The following is a 19,958-nucleotide window of genomic DNA, read 5'->3' as shown; positions in this document are numbered from 1 at the left end:
GCGCTGTCCGCACGCGTCTGCCCATGTGGAGGTCGGTGCTGGCTATCATGATCCGACTGCCGCACGGCACAGCTGTTTCCCTGTGGAAGTAAGCGCCATGTCGCAAAGTCAGCACTTGGCTCGTCGCGATGTATTGATGTCGAACATCCCCCTTACGCTTGCGAGGAAGCCCCCAAGATGTCTAGCCCCCCAATTCATCATCCAGTGCCCGTTTTGGCCATTCACGGAGGCGCTGGCACCTTGACGCGTGGAGCCATGAGCGCTGATCAGGAGGCGCTGTACCGCGACGCCCTGAGTCGTATTTTGATGGCCGGGCAGGAGCAGTTGGCGGCGGGCGCCAGTGCGGTCGATGTGGTGGTGGAGGCCGTTCGTATGCTGGAGGAATGCGAGCTCTTCAACGCTGGCAAAGGCGCGGTGTACACCTCGGCTGGCACACATGAATTGGATGCCTGCGTGATGGATGGGCGTGACTGCCGTGCCGGGGCGGTGGCGGGTGTCAGTCGTACGCGCAACCCGATTTTGGCGGCGCGCGCGGTGATGGATCACAGCGCCCATCTGCTCTTTGTTGGTGCCGCTGCCGACGAGCTGGCGGCGCGCCACGGCTTGGAGCAGGTGGCTCCCACTTGGTTCGGCACGCCGCATCGGCTGGAGCAGTTGCGGCGCGCGCAGCGTTTGCAGGCGGGCGCGTTGCGTGATCATGATGGGCAGGATCTTCTGCGTCAGGCGACACCTAGCGAAACCCCTGGTCCGATTGATGAGGAAACGAAGTTCGGTACCGTCGGCGCCGTGGCACTAGATGCTGCCGGCCATGTGGCAGCTGCCACTTCGACGGGCGGCATGACCAACAAGCAAGTCGGTCGTGTCGGCGACACGCCGTTGGTCGGTGCGGGAACCTACGCCAATGATGCCACGGTGGCAGTGTCCTGCACGGGCACAGGAGAGTTGTTCATTCGTGCCTGTGCCGCGCACGATGTTTCCGCTCTGATGGCTTATGCCGGCATGTCGCTCGAAGAGGCTTGCGATCGTGTGGTGATGCAGAAGCTGCCAGCCGATGCCGGAGGCTTGATCGCTGTGGCCGCGAATGGCGATGTCTGCCTGCCGTTCAATTCTGAAGGCATGTATCGTGGATACGTCCGTGCAGGTGCTGCACGGCCTGTGGTCGCGGTGTATCGCTCGGAATGAGTCTTTGTGTTCGGTGGCCTTGCACCCGGATACACAAAGCGTAAACCGAGCGAGTGAGTCGGGCAAGAAAAAAGCGGCCAAAGGCCGCTTTTTTGTCTGGATCCGGATGAGCCGAAATCAGCTGTTCTTTCCCTTACGACGCGTGTACACCACGCCGAACACAGCCAAGCTGACCAAGGCCAGCGAACCCGGCTCCGGTACGGCGTTTGCCGTTGCACGGATCAGGGCTTGGCCGCTACCGCTCGGATTCGGGTTGTAGACCGAGAAGGTGTAGTTTGTGGTGCCGGTCAGACCAGCGGCCCAGGTTCCGTTCAAGCCATTCAAGTAGGTATCGACTTGAGCCCTGAATGTGGTGCCTGTTTCGTTTGCGTCCAAGCCGCTGTTAGAGTATCCAGCGCTGTAGTACTGCTTGTTGCCTGACTGACCGGCTCCATCGCCGAGGATTTCCCAGATAGCGAACTGGAAGGCGGCCGATTTGACCGAGGATGTGATGCTGTCAGCGTAAGCGTGCTGGAACAGGTTGGTCAGGTCGCTCAGGACACGAGCAGTCGTCGTGGTTGAGTCGTCATACATGGTCTTGACGCCTGCCGCCTGGTAGTTGGCGCCAGCAAAGATCGAGGCGTAGCCCATGGTCGCGCCGCCGGGCGTCGCCTGATAACCGTTGACAAAGTTGCTCAGGGAAACCTTGTCGTAGGTGTCCGGAGAGATGTAGTTGTTCAGTGGGTCGAGGCAGTAGACCCAAAAGCTGCTTGCGCCCAGGGTGCTGCTGGTGCCCTCGTTGACCTTCCAGGCACCCATATTGACGTTACGTGCAGCTGTGCTGCCGAACACCAATGAGTGAGATTCCACCAGGGAGGATCCCGTGCCGGTCGCCTTCGTCAAGGTCGTTGCACCTTGAGCGTAAGCGGAGCCTGCGGCCACCACAAGCAGAGCCGACGCGGCGAAAGACGCAAATCGACCGGTGGTAGTTGTCGCTGTAGCAGCGTAGTTCATGGTGTGGACCCTGTCGGCGTAGATGGTGTTACGAAATCTTGGGTTGCATCCTACGTGTCCGGTGATTCCGAACAATCCCGCGAACCGGGGGGTGCTTGGAAAGCGTAAAAATTCACAGCTCGATTCTGCTGCCCAAACCAGGATGCAATCTCAGTTCTTGTTTGGATTCTGCCTGCTCAATAGCTGACAAGTGAACCCCCGATTTCGAGGGTCGTGAGTAAAGTCTCAGTTGAATTCAAGGTGAACGTGAATATTTGTATGGCCCATTCGGAAGAATCGCTTCAACTTGCCGCGCCATACTTTAGTCACGAAACAAAAATCGAGTTTTTGATTACAAACCCAATTCGATTTTCAGGCGATTCAGTTCCGGTGTCATTGGCAGCTTGGGCTGGCTGTTGAGGGCCGCGCTCAGCTCTTCCTTCGCCTCTGCTTTGCGGTTCAATTTCGCCAGTGCAAACGCCAAGTGGTAACGGATTTCTCCGCTGTTGGGGCTGCGGAGCCGAGCTTCGCGCAAATGGCGCAAACCGCCTTCGATATTGCCGCGCTGGACGAGGATCCAACCCAGGGTGTCGGCCGCATCGGCATTTCCTGGTGCTTGTTTCAAGGCTTTTTCTGCGACGGCGACCGCGCCGGCGTCGCCCATGCGCTGCAGCAACTGGGCGTAATTCAGCTGAATCCCGATGTCGGCCGGTTGCAGCGCCAATATTTGCTGGTAGTTTTTCTTGGCTGCCTCGTTGCGACCAGCCTGCATTTGGACTCCAGCCACGGCTTTAAGGGCGGTGATGTCACTTGGAGATTTTTTTGCCCAGGCTTCCAGCATGGCCAAGGCCTTGTCCAGCTCGCCAGCGGCAACCATGGCACGGGCCAGCAGGATGGCGTTGGGTGTACTGGGCTCCTTCTCAAAGACGGTGCGGTAGCCCGTTTGCGCAGCAGCAAACTGGCCGCGCGACATGGCCACATGAGCGCCAACCAAGGCCACTTGTATCTTGCCTGGGTGGGTGCTGTTCAAGGTCTTGAGAGCGGCATCGACCTTGGCAGGGTCTCCGCGGCGGGCTTCCACCTCAACTTGGAGCAGCAATGCTCCGAGATCCCCTGTCTGGGATTGCAGGGCCTTCTGCACGTTGTAACTGGCGCCATCGATGTTGCCGGCTGCCAGTTGCATGCGGCCAATCTGCACTTGCTGTTGGGCATCAAAGTCTGCCACTCGCGTCGCTTCCTGAAAGATTTGGCGAGCATTCGCGCCATCGTTCAGGGCCAGATAGACGCGACCCAAGGCCAATAGGGCGGGCAACTTGCTGGAGTAGTTCGCAGCCAAAGCCTTGGCCAGCGGCAGTGCCTGGTCTACCTGACGCTGTTCCATATAGAGGTCGACCAGCATCAGACCAGGACGCGCGTCAACGCGTTGCACCTCGTGGGCGTGCTTCAGGTGCGCAATGGCTTCATTGGGGCGTTTGGCGCGCAGCTCGAGAATGGCCAATTGATAGAGCAATTCGGCGTCGTCTTTGTTGCCGCCCTCCATGAGCTTCTCCAGCCGCTTGCGCGCCGGCTCGAACTTGCTTTCCTCCATGTCCAGCCAGGACAAATTGATCGCGGCGGGCCGGAAATTCGGCTCCTTTTGCAGCAGTTGCAGAAAGGCTTCTCGCGCCCCCTTTTTGTCGCCGGACCTGCCCTTGATATTGCCCAGGAAGTTGAGCATGGTCAGGTTCTCGGGCTCCCGTTTGACAATCGCCAGCGCGGTCTGCAAGGCTTTGGCTGTTTGGCCTTGGCTCAAGTACACATTGGCCAGTTGAACGCCGGCACGGCCATCGCCTGGTGTGGCAGCGAAGGCTCTTTCCAAGTTCGCCAGGCCCAGCTTGTCTTGACCGAGGCTGAGTTGACTGAAACCCAGTTCACGGATGGCCGAGGCCGAGCCACCGCGTGCGGCCGATTTTTCAAAGAATTCACTGGCCTGGGCATAGCGTTTGCGCGCCATGTTCACCGTGCCGAGAAGGAACAGCACCTGCGGGTCGTCCGGGTTGATGCGCTGAGCACCCTCCAGCAGGATCATGGCCCGGCCATAGTCGCGGGTGTCAACCAAAATGGACGCCAACATCACCTGGGCGGCGTAGTTCTTGCTGTTGAGTCCTAGCAGGAGATCGAGGTAGCCGCGAGCTTTCTCAGGATTGCCCAAGGCTCGGTGTGACATGGCTCCAGCCAGCAGCAAGGGGTCATTGCCCGCCAGCACCTCAGGAGCGATCGCGTCAATCAGGTCGACGGCGTTGGCGAAGGCCGTCTTTGCGCTTGCGAGGTCGCCTTTGCGATTGGCCAGAAAGCCGCGCAAAAATGATGCGCGCGGGTCTTCCAACTCCCATTCCAGCAATTGCGCCAAGTCTTTGCTGGCCTCGGCTTCCTGGTTCAGGCCGATCAAGATGGAGGCTCGTGCAACGCGGGCGTCGACCTGTTTGGGGTTCAATTTGAGAGCGCGTTCCTGTGCCGCGAGGGCGCCTTTCAAGTCTTGTTGACCCTGCAAAATCGTGCCAAGGGTGTACCAGGCACCGGCTTCGCCCGGTGAAAGTTCCGTTCCTTTTGTGGCCGATGCTTTGGCCTTGTCGCGCTCTCCCTGGCGCAGCAGCATGGGCGCTTCCGCGGTCCAGGGGCTGCCCGAGCGAGGGTTCAAGGCCTTGGCTTCGGCGAAGCTCTTGGCCGCCAAGGACACATTACCCGACATGGCGTAGGCCGAACCCCGCAGCGTCAGGACTTCGGCCTGGGCGTTGGTCGGAAGGCCGCTGGTGTTGATTTGATCGATCAGCTTTTTCCGGTCGCCCAGCAGCAAATAGATCTGCGCCAAGGGGATGGCCACCTCGCTGCGGCTGACCCCCTGCTTCAGCGCCTCTTCCAGAGCAGCTTCCGCGGCCTTCAGCTCCCCTTGACCCAAGAGCACCTTGCCCAGCAGCAGGTGGGCCGCCAACATCTTTTGATCCTCCTGGATGGAGTTCTTCAGCTGGATGACGGATCCAGGAAGGTCGCCGCGTTCGAAGCGACGCAGGCCATCTTCGTAATAGGTCGAGGCCTTGTCGGCCGCCGCCAAGCTCCAGCTTGTGCCGCTCAACAAGAGCATGCCCAGGACCAGGGGCCGCAGCAGGCGAGGTGCAACAGAGAAGCTCGAATGAAGTGCAGTCGAAGAGGCGGGCGTTTGTTTTGATCGCATGGGCGAAGTATCGTCAAGCGCCAAGAGCGGCGGGCGGAATTTATACCGGGCAGAAGTGCAATTGTGCAGCTTGGGTCGACCCGCCTGCAGCAAGCAAGCCGTGCCCTGAGTTGCGTCTGAAGCGCAGCGCCTGGCGCCTCTCAGTAGCGCAAGTCCAGCGTTAGCACATCATTGTCGCGTCGCATCTGGAAGCGGGTCAGGAAGCTGTTGCCCAGCAGGACGTGGCTCATCTGGCCTGGAACCACGATGGCCTCGACGTTGCGCACTTCGACGTCGCCGATGCGCACGGTGTCAAGGTAGAGCGCATGGGCGGGCACGATGCCGTTGGCGGTCTGGGTTTGCAGGCGGCGGCCATCCCGGTACCTCAAGCTCAGTCGTTCAGCCTCTGCTTGGCTGATGGAGATGGCCGTAGCGCCTGTGTCGACCAGGAACTGGGTGGTGCCGCCATTGATGGTGCCGCCCGTGGTGAAGTGCCCACCCTGGCCCGAGGCCAAAACAATCTGGCGCCCGGTGTTGGGCGCTGGAGTCGCGCTGCCCACGCGGCCCGGCGAGGCGCCCAGCAGCAGGCTTTGACGTCGCCCGGCGATTTCAACGACGGCCTGGGTCTCGTCCAGGGACAGCAGCTTGACGCCACGCACACGTTCGCCCACGGGCACGGTGCGCGGCTCGCCGTCGATCAGGAGTAGGGCCGCTTTGCTGCCCAGACTGCCGTTGAAGCTGACGATCTGGGCCACTGCCGCCGAGCCCGACAGGGCAATGGCCATTGCAAACAGGCCCGACCGCAGTGTCTTAATCACGGAAATTGCCGTAGTCGAGCGGCACATCGGCCATCTCTTTTTTCAGCATATTGATGGCCACCTGCAAATCGTCGCGGTTCTTGCCGGTGATCCGCACCGTGTCGCCTTGGATGGAGGCCTGCACCTTGAGTTTGCTGTTCTTGACCGCAGCGACGATCTTTTTGGCCAGATCCGATTCGATGCCGTTCTTGATCTTGTAGACCTGACGCACCTTGTCGCCACCCATCTTCTCGACCTTGTCTTGCTTGTCGAGGAAGCTGATCACCACGCCTTGCTTGACCAGCTTGGCATACAGCACGGCTTCGATCTGCTCCAGTTGGAAGTCACTTTCGCCGACCGAGTGAATTTCCTTTTCTTTCTCCTTCAGCGTGACTTCAGCGGCCGTGCCTTTGAAGTCGAAGCGGGTGCTGATTTCCTTGATGCTGTTGTCGACCCCATTGCGGATCTTGACCATATCGGCTTCAAGGGTGGTGTCAAAGCTGGGCATAGGTTTGGGTTTCTTATTTCTGTTGGACGGCGGGAGATGCCGCCTTGATCTGGGAAAATTCTGCCATGCCGGAACAAGCTGTAAATCCCCCGAATGAGCTGACTGCGCCATCGCTGCTCCTGGAGCGCGAGGTCAATCTGAAGCCCTACAACACCTTTGCGCTGCCCGCGACGGCGCGCCGACTGGTGCGCATCCGCGAAGCGGCCGATGTGCGCCGGGTCCTTGATCACCCTGAATTGGGCCGGGCACCCAAGTTTGTCCTGGGTGGCGGCAGCAATCTGGTGCTCAGCAAGGACCTCGATGCGGTGGTCTTGAAAATGGAGATTCCTGGCCTGCGCCTGCTGGAAGAGCGAGCGGACGCCTGGATTATCGAGGCAGGTGCTGGAGTGCCCTGGCATGAGTTGGTGCAATGGACGGTGGACCACGGCTTCCCGGGCCTCGAGAACCTGGCCCTGATCCCTGGCACCGTGGGTGCAGCGCCGGTTCAGAACATCGGCGCCTACGGCCTGGAGATGAAAGACCGACTGGACAGTGTGGAGGTGGTCGACCTGGTCACCGGCCGACCGGTGTTGCTGCCGGCTGAGGTCTGCAAGTTGGGCTACCGGGACAGCGTCTTCAAGCACAGCACCGATGGCGGTCTGGCAGGCAAATGCGTGATCACCCGGGTGCGCCTGCGTCTGCCCAAGCCCTGGCGGCCGGTGCTCGGCTACTTGGAACTGGAGCGCAAGATGGCTGAAACCGGCATCAGCGAGCCCAGTGCCCGGCAAATCTTCGACTGGGTGTGCGCCGTTCGCCGTGCCAAGCTGCCCGACCCGGCCGTCATCGGCAATGCAGGCAGCTTCTTCAAGAACCCGGTGGTCACCCCCGAGCAATGCCGCGACATCATCGGCCGCGACCCCGGCATCGTTCACTACCCCATGCCCGACGGCAGCATCAAGCTGGCGGCAGGCTGGATGATTGATGCCTGCGGCTGGAAGGGCAAGGCCGTCGGCGGCGCCGCGGTTTACGAGAAGCAGGCCCTGGTCTTGGTGAATCGAGGTGAGGCGCGTGGTGCCGAGGTGATCACGCTGGCCCGGGCAATTCAGGAAAGCGTCTACGGCCGATTTGGCATTCGCCTGGAACCTGAGCCAGTCCTGATCTAAGAGCCAGGCTCAGGCCAGCTGATGCTGCTGGCAGAGCCTTTCGCTGTGGGTCAGTTCGGCCTGCAAGGCCAAACTCAATGCTTGCAGCTCGGCCCAGTCGAGGTCGTTCGGCATGGCCGGCAGGAGCTTGATGCGAAGCTCCAGGGCTTGTGCCGCCCGCGCGACCGCTCTCAGCCCCAAGTTGGCCGCGGCACCCTTGACGCCATGGGCTGCCTCGCTCAGCTGACGGGTATCACGTGCCTGCAGGCTGGCCTGGATGGCATCTCCGGTGTTCGCCAGGCTGCCCAGATAGCTGTTGTAGAGCTGACGTACGGTTGCGGCCGGCAGTAGCTCGCGCAAGGCTGCCAAGGCCTTCATGTCTAGCGCGGTCTCCGCGACCTGGCCTTCGGCATTTTCCAGACCTGGCGCGCCCGCGGCCACATCCACCATGTCGCGAGGCGGTGGGCGCAGCTTCATCGCCAACTGGTTCAAGGCCCGGGACAGCGCTTCCACGCCGATCGGCTTGGGCAAGAACTCGTCCATGCCGGCTTGCAGGGCGCGCTGGCGTGATTCGGCAAAAGCATCGGCCGACAGGGCAATGATGCGCACCTGGCATTTGGGCATGGGCAGGCGACGCATGGCTCGGGCGGCATCAAAACCATCCATGACCGGCGTGTGCAAGTCCATCAGCACCAGGTCGAAGTCCTGCTGTGCCAGGGCCTGCAAGGCTTCGTGACCGTTTTCGCAGAAAAACGCGGCATGGCCCAGACGTTCCAGCACGGCTTGCAGATAGCTGCGATTGGTCGCGTGGTCTTCTGAGACCAGGATGCGCAGCCGTGGCGGCGTGTTGTTGGGCGCCTCTTCGCTGGCTGAGGACGGGTTGACAGGCGGCGCCGCGCAACTCAACAAAGGCAGGTCGACAGTGAACGTGGAGCCTTGGCCCGGGCTGCTGACCACCGAAATGTCGCCGCCCATGGCGCGCGCAAGATTGCGCGAGATTTCAAGGCCCAGACCGGTGCCGCCGAAGCGCCGCATGCGCGTGCTGTCGCCTTGGCTGAAGCGTTGAAACAGCTTGCCTTGGGTGTCGGCGTCCATGCCCAGGCCGGTGTCGCTGACGTCGCAGCGCAGCAGGGTCTGACCCAGGGCGGACTGCTGGCGGCTCAGGTGCAGCATGACCTGACCTCGCTCGGAAAACTTGAGTGCGTTGCCGAGCAGATTGAGCAGGATCTGGCGCAGTCGGGTCGGGTCTGCGCTGATCCACTCGGGCACATCGGCATCGGCTTGCAGGCGCAGGGCCAGCGCCTTGGACAAGGCTTGCGGGCGGCTCAGTTCGTCGAGCTCCTGCAGCAAACGCGGCAGGTAGACGGGTTCTGGCTGGATGTGGATCCCGCCAGCCTCCATCTTGGAGACATCGAGGATGTCGTTCAGCACGCTCAGGAGGTGGCGGCTGGAGTCATGCGCGGCGCGCAGCTGGCTTTTCTGCGAGGGCGTCAGCGCCGTGTCTTGGAGCAGGTCCAGCATGCCCAGCAAACCGTGCATCGGCGTGCGCAGCTCATGGCTCATATTGGCCAGGAACACGCTCTTGGCTCGGCTCCCCGCCTCGGCTTCGGTCTGGGCTTGCAGCAGGCGTTCGGCCAGATCATGCTGTTCCTGCCCGTACTGTTTGAGCCGGCGGAATTGGCGCAGAACCAGGGTGGCGAAGCTGAGTGTCAGGGCGCACAGCAGCACCGTCAGCCACAAGCTCATGCGGGCTTGTTCGCGCACCAGCCGGTTGCGCTCGTCGACTTGCTCGGCGACATGGTGTGAGGCGGTGAGCGACAGCTCGCGCACCGAGCTGGACAAGCCCTCCAGCTGCTGCAAGGCCGACTGCAGCTGCTCGCCGCTGTGTCCCGGCTGGGTTTGCAGGCGCAACCATTCGGCTTTCAAGGGGAGGGCGTCGGCCCAGGCGACGAAGCGCTTGCTGCGGTCCAGGGTCTGGAGATAGTCGGGGTGTTCACGCAGCACCAGCGTGGCATGTTCACCCTCAATCAGACCCAGGCGGCTGACGAAGATCTCATAGCGCTGCTCGATCTGCTCACTGTCGATGGCGCCGGCCGCATGCGTGGCTTCGTCCAAGGCCAGGCGCAGGCGCAGAGATTCCACCTCGAACTGGAACAGGCTCCAGATCATGTAGTCGTCTTGGTAGCTGCGCGTGGCATTGAGCAGCTGGTACTGCCGGAACTGCAGAAAGCCCACCGATCCCAGGGCCAAGACCAACATGCCGGTCATGACCAGAAGGAGCACACGCCAACGGCGCAGCTGGCCGTCGCCAGCCTGAAGTTGCGCTTCGCTGTTCACCTGACCTCCAGCGCCTTCAGCTGCCAGATCGAGCGGCTGTAGTAGACGCTGCTGCGCAGCTGTGGGTCATGGTCGTAGGGGTAGACGATGAAGATGGGGCCCTTGTCGCGCAAGGTGATGGGCTTGCCGTCGATCTGCAGGGCCAGCACGGGCTTGAAACGCTCGGCGTCACTGGCCGGAATGTTGACCTTGTAGTCATTGATGGCACGCGCGTGCAAGACCTGGCCCTTGGCACCGGCGTGGCTCAGCACGTCCCTCAGCAAGGGGCCGCTGAAGGTGCGCGGGCCGGGGTACCAAGGGGTCTGCGTGTGGATGCTGTGCTGGGGCATGGCGTTGAGCTGGGCCAGATCAAACTGGACCACCTGGTCCTGCCCACCTGCGAGCTTGCCGCTGACAGTCAGGACCACAGGCCCTCGCACGGCCACGGCTGCGGCGTCCTGGGCCAGGGCGGGCCGGGTTCCGGCGGCAGCCAAGACCAGCCACGCCAGCCAGGTCCGGCGTCTGGCCTCTGCGCTGCGGAGCTTCATGGTCGTGCGGCGGCTGAGGGTCAGCGCGACTCGTCGCTCTTGTCGTTGGCGAGCTGGGGCAGATTGCCGCTCTGGCCCGGCGTCAGCAGGCCGGCCTGGGTGTAGGTCATCAGCTTGGCGCGCGTGTCGACGATGTCCAGATTGCGCATGGTCAGCTGGCCGATGCGGTCTTGCGGCGAGAAGGGCGCGTCCTCGACCTTTTCCATGGACAGGCGCTCGGGCTTGTAGGTCAGGTTGGGGCTGCGGGTATCCAGCAGCGAATAGTCATTGCCACGGCGCAGCTCAATCGCCACCTCGCCGGTCACGGCGCGGGCCACCCAGCGCTGGGCGGTTTCGCGCAGCATGATGGCTTGCGGGTCGAACCAGCGGCCTTGGTACAGCAGACGGCCCAGCTTGAGGCCGTTCATGCGGTACTGCTCGATGGTGTCTTCGTTGTGGATGCCGGTGACCAAACGCTCGTAGGCGATGTGCAGCAGCGCCAGGCCCGGGGCCTCGTAGATGCCGCGGCTCTTGGCTTCGATGATGCGGTTCTCGATCTGGTCACTCATGCCCAGGCCATGGCGGCCGCCAATGCGGTTGGCTTCCAGCAGCAGGGCGACTGGGTCGCTGTACTCGACGCCGTTCAGCGCCACCGGCATGCCTTCTTCAAAGCGCACGGTGACTTCCTCGGCCTTGACCACCACGTCATCGCGCCAGAAGGCCACGCCCATGATGGGGTTGACGATGCGGATGCCGCTGTTCAAGTGCTCCAGGTCCTTGGCCTCGTGGGTGGCACCCAGCAGGTTGGAGTCGGTGGAGTAGGCCTTCTCGGCCGACATCTTGTAGCCGAAGCCCGCCTTGCTCATGAAGGCCGACATCTCGGCGCGGCCGCCCAGTTCGTCGATGAAGGCCTGGTCCAGCCAGGGTTTGTAGATCTTCAGGGCAGGGTTGGTCAGCAGGCCGTAGCGGTAGAAACGCTCGATGTCGTTGCCCTTGAAGGTCGAGCCGTCACCCCAGATGTGAACTTCATCTTCCTTCATGGCCGCCACCAGCATGGTGCCGGTCACGGCGCGGCCGATGGGCGTGGTGTTGAAATAGGTCACACCGGCGGTGCTGATGTGGAAGGCACCGGCCTGCAGGGCGGCAATGCCCTCGTGCACCAGCTGGGCGCGGCAGTCCACCAGCACGGCTTTCTCGGCGCCGTACTGCATGGCCTTGCGCGGGATCTCGTCGTAGTCCGGCTCGTCGGGCTGGCCCAGATTGGCGGTGTAGGCGTAGGGGATAGCGCCCTTGTTGCGCATCCAGTGCAGGGCGGCGCTGGTGTCCAGGCCACCGGAGAAAGCGATACCGACCTTCTGGCCGACGGGGATGTTCTGAAGAATGCTGGACATGTGGAACTCGAGGGGGCTGAGTGGCTTCGAGCGAAGCGGTCGGGAGCCAGGCTCAGCAGGTGGACAACAAAGGGCGCAAAGGACAGACGGGCTGCATTTTCTGTCAATTTTCACGCCCGGCCCGGCGCAGCGTCGCGCCGGGCTGACAAGGCATGGCGCCGCCAGGGATCAAAAGCCGGCGCCCGGTTGGGCGAGGTACTGCTGTTCGGCCTCGGTGGAGGCCCGGCCCAGCAGGGCATTGCGATGAGGAAAACGGCCGAACTGCGCGATCACCTGCTGGTGGCGGTGGGCGTAGTCGGCCGCGCCGGCCAGGCGTGCGTCTTCGGCAGCCAGGGCTTCGAAGGCCTGCACGCAGCGGTTTTGCAGGCCCAGGTCTTCGGTATGTTCGAGCGGCATGAGCATGAACCAGCGCTGCAGGGTGGACAGCTCACGGGCTTGCGGCAGGTCCATCAGGCCCAGAGCCAGCTGCAGCGCCAGCGGGTCGCCCGCAAAGGCTCGGGCGCTGTCGCGGTAGATGTTGCGGGTGAACTGGTCCAGCAGCAGGATGCGCGCCAAGCGCGCTTGTGCGCTGTCGCCCCAGTGGCTCAGGCCTTGTTGCAAGGCCTGTTCGACCAGGGGGCCAAAACGGCTGCGAATCTCTTCATCGGTGGCCGCGCTCTTGGTGAACCAGAGCGGGCGCACCTGGCCATCCTCAGCACTGCCCAGCGTGCCGAACCAGTAGTTGAGCACCGCCTGGGCCTCCGCCGGCAGGCGCAGGCGTTGCCATTGCGGGTGGCGCTGCAGATAGGCTTCGACATAGCTGCAACCCGGCAGCAGGGGCAGGCCCAGACCGGCCGCCCAGCGCAGGCCGTGTGCCACCAGCTGGCTGGCCAGGCCGCGGCCTTGCAGGGCTGGCGCCGTTCCCGTGTGAGTGAAGACCAGATCGCGGCCGCTGAGTTGGTAGTCCAGCTCGATTTGCTGGCCGTCGACCAGGGCCCAAATGCGGCCTTGAATCGCGCCGCCGGCGCCGCTCTCGCTGTGGTGTTGGATGTCGAGGGTGTTCATGACTTCAGCGTCCCAGTTGTTGCCAGAGGTAGCTGTATTCCAGCGCTTGCAGCGTGGCGCGCTGCTCGTTGTCGGCCGCGCCGCCGTGGCCGCCCTCGGTGTTCTCGAAGTAGTAGAGCGGGTGGCCTTGTTCCAGCATCAGCGCCGCCATCTTGCGGGCGTGGCCGGGGTGGACACGGTCGTCGCGGGTCGAGGTGGTGAACAGCACCTTGGGGTATTTCACGCCGGGCTTGACGTTCTGGTAGGGGCTGTACTTGGAGATGAAGCTCCACTCCTCGGCGCGGTCCGGGTCGCCGTACTCGGCCATCCAGGAGGCGCCGGCCAGCAGTTGGTGGTAGCGGCGCATGTCCAGCAGCGGAACCTGGCAGACCACGGCGTTGAACAGATCGGGCCGCTGCACGAACGTGGCGCCGACCAGCAGGCCGCCATTGCTGCCACCCATGATGCCCAGATGCCGGGGCGAGCTGATCTTGCGGGCAATCAGGTCTTCGGCCACGGCGATGAAATCGTCGTAGCTGCGCTGCTTGTTGGCCTTGACGGCCGACTGGTGCCAGGCCGGGCCGAACTCGCCGCCGCCCCGGATATTGGCCAGCACGAACACGCCGCCGCGGCTGTACCAGGCACGGCCGAAGCCGCCCGAGTAGAAGGGCTGCATGGACGCCTCAAAGCCGCCGTAGCCGTAGAGCAGGGTGGGGTTCTGGCCATCCAGGGCGGCGCCTTCCGGGCGCACCACGAAGTAGGGCACGCGGGTGCCATCCTTGCTGGTGGCGAAATGTTGCTCGGCCTTGAGGCCGTGGGCCTCGAACTTGGCTTCACGCGCCTTCAGCAGCTCGCGCGCGTCGCTGCCGGCGCGGGCGAGGAAGAGGCTGTCGGGGGTCAGAAAGTCCGCGTAGTTGACGAGGTAGTGCTCGGCCAGCTCGTCCTGGGCCAGCTCGCTGTCATGCAGGGCCTGAAGATGCAGGGTGCCGGGGAAGGGCGCCTGGATCTGGCGGTGCCGGGCCGGGCGGCCGGGCGCAAAACTCCATTCTTCCAACTTGCTGGCCACCTGGTCGTTGATATTGAGCACCAGGTGCTGGCGGGTGGTGATGAAGCTGTCCAGCGAGCGGGTGGCGCTGGGCTTGAACAAGGTGCTGAACTTGCGCTCGCCGCGGATGAAGGCGGCCGCCGGTGCGCTCAGCAAGCTGCCGGCGGCATGCCGCACGCCGCCGACGCGCCAGTCCTTGCGCGGCTGCAGCAGCACGCGGGCGCCCCAGAAGCTCAGCTGCACATCGGTGGGCACGTCCAGGTCCCGGAGCTTGTCGCCCTGCAGCAGGAAATAGCGCTGGTTGTAAAAGTCCAGCGCGCGGCTGAACACGGTGCGCTCATGGCCGGGCGTGCGGTCCACCAGCACCGACACCGCCACGTCCTGGGCCTGGCCCTCGAACACCGTGCGGGCCTGGGCCAGCGGCGTGCCGCGCTGCCAGCGCTTGATCACCCGCGGGTAGCCAGAATCGGTCAGGCTGCCGGGGCCGAAATCGCTGGCCACATAAAGGTGGTCGGCATCGATCCAGCTGACCTCGCTCTTGGCCTCGGGCAGGACGAAGCCGTCGGCGACGAACTGCTTGCTGACGGTGTCGAATTCGCGCAGCACATGGGCGTCCGAGCCGCCGCGCGACAGCGAGATCAGGCAGCGGCGGTACTCGGGCGCCAGGCAATGGGCGCCGGCAAACACCCAGCTCTCGCCCTCGGCGGCGCCGAGTGCGTCCAGGTCCAGCACGGTTTCCCAGGCGGGGCTGGCTTTCTTGTACTCGGCCAGGCTGCTGCGGCGCCACAGGCCTCGCTTGTGGTTCTGGTTTTGCCAAAGGTTGTAAACCCAGGCGCCCTTGCGGCTGATCTGCGGGATGCGGTCGCTGGCGTTGAGCAGGTCCAGCATCTCGCGGCGCAGGCCCGGGTACTCGGGGCGGGCTTGCAGCTCAGCGAGGGTGAGCTGGTTGCGTTCCTTGACCCAGGCCAGGGCGCGCTCGCCTTGCACCTCTTCCAGCCACTGGCGGGGGTCGGCGCTTGGCGCATCGGTGGAAGGCTGTGCGAGGCTCATCGGGCTTGTGCTCATCAGTGCGGTGAAGGCCAGCGCGCAGGCGCTGAAGGAAATCCGGCTCATCGAGGGCATACAAGGCATCCTGGTGTTCATGCGTCAGAACAGGTGTGGCGTCTGAGAGGGTGAGAACTTTTTACTGCGCGGCCGCCATACGTCGTTGGCCGAATGCTCGGAATCCTCACGTACATAGCGTACGTTCCGGTTCCTGCGCTCCGCCCGCCTGGTCTGACTGCCGCTCGCTACAAAAGTTCTCACCCTCTGGGCTCAGGCCGGCGTTTTGAGTGCCACTGGGTTGATCTCCACCGAGGCATCTGCGGTGGACACATAGATGCCACCGTCCTGAACCGTGACCTGCAGCTGCATGCTGCGTTGTGCCAGGGCGGCCAGGGCCTGTGATTGCTCGGCCGGAATCTGCCAGACGGCCAGGCGCGGGCAGCGCTGCAGCTTGGCTTCGATGCCGGCCCACCAGATCGGCGTGCTGTAGGCATAGCCATAGACCGACACCCGCTCCGAACGACCATGGGCCTTGAGCAAGCGGCGGTCATCGGGCTGGCCGAGGTCGATCCAGTGCAGGATGTCGCCAGTCAAGTCTCGCTGCCAGAGCTCGGGTTCCTCGGCGTCGGCCAGGCCCTTGCTCAGTTCCAGCTTGCCGCGCAACTCGTCGGCGGGCACGTTCAGGGCGAAGGCCAGGATGCGGATCATCATGCGTTCGTCCGTCTCCGAGGGCTGGCGCGCGATGGTCAGGTTGTGCTCACCGTAGACATGGCGGTCCATGTCAGCGATTTGCAGCTGGGCTTTGTGGATGGTGGCTTTGATGGCCATAGGGCGTGGCTACTCTCGGATTCTTGCGGCTGGACGGTGCGGGCTCGGTGCGAGCCGGCGCCGGATTATCAACGTAGGGGACAATCAGACCCTTGTTTCCCCCAAAGCCTTTGCCGGCGCCCCTCCGATGAGCATGAAGAAGACCGACCTCGACCGCCTTGCCGGCATCAAACTCGACAGCCAGATGCGTGGCGCGGCCATCCCTGGTCGCTTTGGCAAGCAGGCGGCCCAGCTGCCGGACCGCAAGGAGCAGCGCCGGCTCGACGCGGCCGCCGGTCTCGTGCCCTTCGCCTGCAAGCTGCCGGCCGAGCTGACTCAGCAGCTGCGCGAGCGCGCGGCCACGCACGCCGGCGGCATCAACGGTCTGGTGGCCGAGCTGCTGCAGAAATCCCTGGCCTGAGGCCGGGAAGACGCCAGCCCTCATGCCGCTCCAGCCATGGCATGATGGCCGCCGTTGTGCACCGGCTCAAACCTGCGCACTACAGCTTTTTTTGCATGCGCCCGGATGCCGCCGCCAGCGAGCTCCGGCCGGCACTCCCGTCATCGAAAAAGAGTCATTGCCATGAAACGTCTCCTCATCTCTCTGGCCGCTGCGGCCCTGATGCCCGCGTTTGCTCAGACCGCCAACCCTGGCGCCAAAGTCGACCCGAAGAACAACAAGGTCGGCAAGCCCGTGGTTGAAAAACCCAAGGCCAAACTCTTGAGTCGCGACCAACTGCGCAGCTGCATCGAGTTGAGCGAGGCGAATAATGTCGAGGCCGATGCAGTCAAGGCCGATCAAAACACTTACAAGGACACCGCCAGTGCCCTGAAGGCTGAGCGCGATGCGCTGCAGAAGGCCGACGAGGCCGCTGGTGTGGCCTTGGCTGAAATGAAGGCCGAGCGTGAAGGCATCTTGAAAGAGTTCGAGAACATCAAGGCCTATGCCGACAACAAAGACCCGCGTCCCGATCCGGAAGTGCTGGCCGCCCGCAACAAGGCTTACCAGGAGCGCGCCAAGGCTTTCGATACGCGCGTGAACAGCATCAACGAGAACAACGCCAAGAGCAACGAGGCCCGCAAGGCCTTCGGCGTTAAGGTCGATGCCTTGAATGCCAGTTTCAAGGCCCTGGAAGAGCGCCAGGAAAACCATCTGGACAAGGTCGACACCTGGAAGCAGGAATGCGGCAACAAGCAGTACGACGAAGAAGACGAAAAAGCCATCAAGAAAGAGCGTGCGGCTGCCGGCAAGTGATGCCCGCCTGCTGAGTTTTTCGCACTGCGCATGAGGCGCCAGGCTCACCGGCTTGGCGCCTTTTTCTTTGCTTTTTGGAGTTCCCCTGTGTCCTCGACGTCCTTCAATCCCCTTTTGCAAGACTGGACCGGCCCCTTTGGTTTGCCGCCTTTCGCGGCCATCGAAGCGGCACATTTCCAGCCCGCCTTCGAGCAGGCCTTGGCGCAGCACCGCAGTGAGCTGGATGCCATTGCCGGGCAAGCCGAGGCGCCCACTTTCGCCAACACCCTGGCCGCCTTTGACCGCAGCGGCCGCCTGTTGACCCGGCTGGAGCATCTCTTTTATTCCCTGGCGGCCTCGGCCTCTTCCCCTGAGATCCAGGCGGTGCAGCGCGCTCTGGCTGCGCCGCTGGCGGCGCACAGCAATGCGGTCTACATGCATGCCGGTCTGTTTCAGCGCGTGCATGCGATCTACGAGCAGCGAAGCGCATTGGGCCTGGCTGCTGAGCCGCTGCGCTTGCTGGAGCGTGTGCATCTGGACTTCGTGCGCGCTGGTGCCCAGCTGGAGCCCGCCGCGCAAGCGCGTTATGCCCAGGTCATGGAGCGCCTGGCCGAGCTCAACACCCAATTCGGCCAGAACGTGCTGGCGGACGAAACCGGCTTCCGCCTGGAGCTGCGCAGCGAAGAAGAGCTGGCCGGCTTGCCCGGCTTTGTGCGTGCAGCGGCGGCCCAGGCTGCGGCCGAGCGCGGCCTGGAGGCAGGCGTGCATGTGATCACCTTGTCCCGCTCCCACATCGTGCCCTTCCTGACCTTCAGCGAACGGCGCGATCTGCGTGAGCAAGCCTGGCGTGCCTGGGTGGGCCGCGGCGAGAACGCCGGCCCGAGCGACAACCGCGCGATAGCGCAAGAGATCCTGAGCCTGCGCCAGGAACAGGCGCGTTTGCATGGCCATGCCTGCTACGCCGACTTCGCCCTGGCCGACACCATGGCCGGTTCGCGCGAGGCGGTGCTGGGCCTGCTCAATCAAGTCTGGGAGCCGGCCAAGGCGGCCGCCGAGGGTGAGCGCCAGGCCCTGGAGGGCATGATGGCCTCGCTGGATCACCACTTCCCGCTGGAGGCCTGGGACTGGCGCTTCTACGCCGAGAAGGTGCGCAAGGCCCGCTATGACTTGGAGGAAGCGGAGGTCAAACCTTACTTCCCGCTCGATGCCATGGTGCAGGCCTTGTTCGATTGCGCCCAGCGCCTGTTCGGCCTGCGCTTTGTGCGTCGCCCCGAGGTGGCCGGCTACCACGCCGACGTGCAGGTCTACGAGGTGCGCAATGCCGACGACAGCCTGCGCGGCATCTTCCTGCATGACAACTTCGCCCGCAGCACCAAGCGCAGCGGCGCCTGGATGAACGCCATGCGCTGGCAGGCGCGCAATGGCATGGATTGCGTGCCCATCATTCTGAACAACAACAACTTTGCCAAGGGCGCGCCAGGTGAGCCGACGCTCTTGAGCTTCGACGACGCCCGCACCTTGTTCCATGAGTTCGGCCATGGCTTGCATGGCCTGTTGTCCGAGGTGGAGTTCGAGCGCCTGTCTGGCACCCAGGTGCTGCGCGATTTCGTGGAGCTCCCCTCCCAAATCTTCGAACATTGGATGAGCGAGCCCGAGGTGCTCAAAAAGCACGCCCGCCACTACCAAAGCGGCGAGCCCATTCCCGACAGCCTTCTCGCCAAACTCAAGGCGGCCGAGCTGTTCAATCAGGGCTATGAGACCGTGCGCTACACGGCCAGCGCCCTGGTAGACCTGGCCGTGCATTCGCGCAGCGAATCCGAGGGGCCGGATGTGGTGGCTTTTGAAGCCGATTGCTTGGCCGCTTACGGGCTGCCGGCTGCCGTCGGCTTGAACCACCGGTTGACGCATTTCCAGCACCTGTTCTCGGGTGCCAGCTATGCCGCCGGCTACTACGTCTATATGTGGGCGGAAGTGCTGGACTGCGACGGCTATGAGGCTTTTGTTGAAGCCGGCAGTGCCTTCGATGCTGCCACTGCCGAGCGCCTGCGCCACAGCATTCTTTCCAGCGGCAACAGCCAGGAGCCGGGCGCGGCTTTCCGCGCCTTCCGCGGCCGCGACCCGGTGGTTCAGCCCATGCTCAAGAGCCGGGGCTTGCTGCCGGCTTGATGCATTCGGCCCGCTGGGCCAGTTCGGCCAGGAACTGGTCCAGGCCGGCGTGGAAGGCTTTGAAATCCACCGGCTTGGTCCAGTAGTCGGAAAAACCGGCGGCCTTGGCGCGGCGCAGGTCTTCCGGCATGGCGTTGGCCGAGAGGGCAATGCAGGGGATGTGGGCTGTGGCGGCCGATGCGCGCAAGGCCTGCAAAACCTGGAAGCCGTTCATGTCCGGCAACTCCAGGTCCAAGAGGATCAGATCCGGCAAATAGCTGGCTGCCCGATTCAGGCCCTGGGCGCCGTCGCCGGCCAGTTCCAGGCGCCATGCAGGGCGCATGGCCGTCAGTTCCTCGACCAGCAACTGATTGACGAGGTTGTCTTCAATGTAAAGGAGGCGGGCTTGGGTCTCGGGTCTGTCCAGCTCTGAGTCAGGCCGAGCCAGCCGGGCATCGGTGTTGCCCTGCCGGTGGCTGTGCACTTGCTTGGGGGCCGCGTGGATTCCGCTGAGGAATTCCGGGCTCTGACTGGAGAGCGAGAACATATCGTTACAGTCTACGGCGCCTCTGTGACAGCCCCTGCGACAAGGGGCGCGCATGTTGAAATGCTGCCACGCTCCGCGACAAGGCTTGACAGTCCCGTGGGCCTTCGTTCCA

General features: G+C 63.4%; 16 protein-coding genes. 5 read left to right on the top strand and 11 right to left on the bottom strand.

The features are described from left to right. The first annotated feature begins 177 nt into the window (after window positions 1-177). A complete protein-coding gene (locus LNV23_RS19485; protein ID WP_263564516.1) occupies window positions 178-1,182 on the top strand; it encodes an isoaspartyl peptidase/L-asparaginase family protein in 1,005 nt (334 codons plus the stop codon). A gap of 117 nt (window positions 1,183-1,299) precedes the next feature. Here LNV23_RS19485 and LNV23_RS19480 read toward each other — a convergent pair whose 3' ends face one another. The 4 genes from LNV23_RS19480 to LNV23_RS19465 form a co-directional block, all read right to left on the bottom strand. Continuing rightward, the gene (locus LNV23_RS19480; RefSeq protein ID WP_263564515.1) at window positions 1,300-2,175 is read right to left on the bottom strand and encodes a PEP-CTERM sorting domain-containing protein; all 876 of its coding nucleotides are present in this window, start codon (window positions 2,173-2,175) and stop codon (window positions 1,300-1,302) included. Between the two features lie 331 nt (window positions 2,176-2,506). Then, window positions 2,507-5,362, bottom strand: a complete 2,856-nt coding sequence (gene prsT, locus LNV23_RS19475; protein ID WP_263564514.1) for an XrtA/PEP-CTERM system TPR-repeat protein PrsT — start codon at window positions 5,360-5,362, stop codon at window positions 2,507-2,509. 140 nt (window positions 5,363-5,502) lie between these two features. After that, a complete protein-coding gene (locus tag LNV23_RS19470) occupies window positions 5,503-6,159 on the bottom strand; it encodes a retropepsin-like aspartic protease family protein (RefSeq protein WP_263564513.1) in 657 nt (218 codons plus the stop codon). Further along, window positions 6,152-6,646: a YajQ family cyclic di-GMP-binding protein gene (locus LNV23_RS19465; protein ID WP_263564512.1), complete on the bottom strand. Its 495-nt coding sequence runs from the start codon at window positions 6,644-6,646 to the stop codon at window positions 6,152-6,154. Before LNV23_RS19465 ends, LNV23_RS19470 begins: the two co-directional genes overlap by 8 nt. A 113-nt stretch (window positions 6,647-6,759) precedes the next feature. Between LNV23_RS19465 and murB the strand changes: the two genes are divergently transcribed. Beyond that, window positions 6,760-7,788: a UDP-N-acetylmuramate dehydrogenase gene (murB, locus tag LNV23_RS19460; RefSeq protein WP_263564535.1), complete on the top strand. Its 1,029-nt coding sequence runs from the start codon at window positions 6,760-6,762 to the stop codon at window positions 7,786-7,788. A 9-nt stretch (window positions 7,789-7,797) separates the two neighbouring features. Here murB and LNV23_RS19455 read toward each other — a convergent pair whose 3' ends face one another. From LNV23_RS19455 to LNV23_RS19430, 6 genes are all read right to left on the bottom strand, one after another. Further along, window positions 7,798-10,104 (bottom strand): ATP-binding protein, encoded by a 2,307-nt coding sequence (locus LNV23_RS19455; protein WP_263564511.1) that lies wholly within the window; start codon window positions 10,102-10,104, stop codon window positions 7,798-7,800. Next, complete coding sequence (locus tag LNV23_RS19450) at window positions 10,101-10,631, bottom strand: putative pterin-binding protein (RefSeq protein ID WP_263564510.1); 531 nt, start codon at window positions 10,629-10,631, stop codon at window positions 10,101-10,103. The genes LNV23_RS19455 and LNV23_RS19450 overlap by 4 nt, the downstream gene beginning before the upstream one ends. A 20-nt stretch (window positions 10,632-10,651) precedes the next feature. Next, a complete protein-coding gene (gene argG, locus LNV23_RS19445) occupies window positions 10,652-12,001 on the bottom strand; it encodes an argininosuccinate synthase (RefSeq protein ID WP_263564509.1) in 1,350 nt (449 codons plus the stop codon). Between the two features lie 168 nt (window positions 12,002-12,169). Continuing rightward, entirely contained in the window at window positions 12,170-13,045 is an 876-nt protein-coding gene (locus tag LNV23_RS19440) for a DUF924 family protein (RefSeq protein ID WP_263564508.1), read from the bottom strand. A gap of 4 nt (window positions 13,046-13,049) precedes the next feature. Beyond that, window positions 13,050-15,191, bottom strand: coding sequence for a prolyl oligopeptidase family serine peptidase (locus tag LNV23_RS19435; protein ID WP_318023257.1), 2,142 nt, complete (start codon window positions 15,189-15,191; stop codon window positions 13,050-13,052). A gap of 192 nt (window positions 15,192-15,383) precedes the next feature. After that, window positions 15,384-15,941: a YaeQ family protein gene (locus tag LNV23_RS19430; protein ID WP_263564507.1), complete on the bottom strand. Its 558-nt coding sequence runs from the start codon at window positions 15,939-15,941 to the stop codon at window positions 15,384-15,386. 127 nt (window positions 15,942-16,068) lie between these two features. Between LNV23_RS19430 and LNV23_RS19425 the strand changes: the two genes are divergently transcribed. From LNV23_RS19425 to LNV23_RS19415, 3 genes are all read left to right on the top strand, one after another. Then, a complete protein-coding gene (locus LNV23_RS19425; RefSeq protein WP_263517458.1) occupies window positions 16,069-16,341 on the top strand; it encodes a hypothetical protein in 273 nt (90 codons plus the stop codon). 162 nt (window positions 16,342-16,503) lie between these two features. Further along, a complete protein-coding gene (locus LNV23_RS19420; protein ID WP_263564506.1) occupies window positions 16,504-17,175 on the top strand; it encodes a hypothetical protein in 672 nt (223 codons plus the stop codon). Window positions 17,176-17,262: 87 nt separating this feature from the next. Continuing rightward, window positions 17,263-19,320 carry a M3 family metallopeptidase gene (locus LNV23_RS19415; RefSeq protein WP_263564505.1) on the top strand — a complete coding sequence of 686 codons (2,058 nt, stop codon included), beginning with the start codon at window positions 17,263-17,265 and terminating at the stop codon, window positions 19,318-19,320. Here the strand turns inward: LNV23_RS19415 and LNV23_RS19410 are convergent. Then, window positions 19,292-19,846, bottom strand: coding sequence for a response regulator (locus LNV23_RS19410; protein ID WP_263564504.1), 555 nt, complete (start codon window positions 19,844-19,846; stop codon window positions 19,292-19,294). The genes LNV23_RS19415 and LNV23_RS19410 overlap by 29 nt on opposite strands. Between the last annotated feature and the right edge of the window lie 112 nt (window positions 19,847-19,958).

Origin of the sequence: Kinneretia sp. DJ1R-11 (genome assembly GCF_025717595.1) — a bacterium.
GTDB lineage: Bacteria > Pseudomonadota > Gammaproteobacteria > Burkholderiales > Burkholderiaceae_C > Paucibacter_A.
The sequence above is the reverse complement of the archived record's forward strand: the minus strand, read 5'-3'. Positions and strand labels throughout refer to the sequence as shown.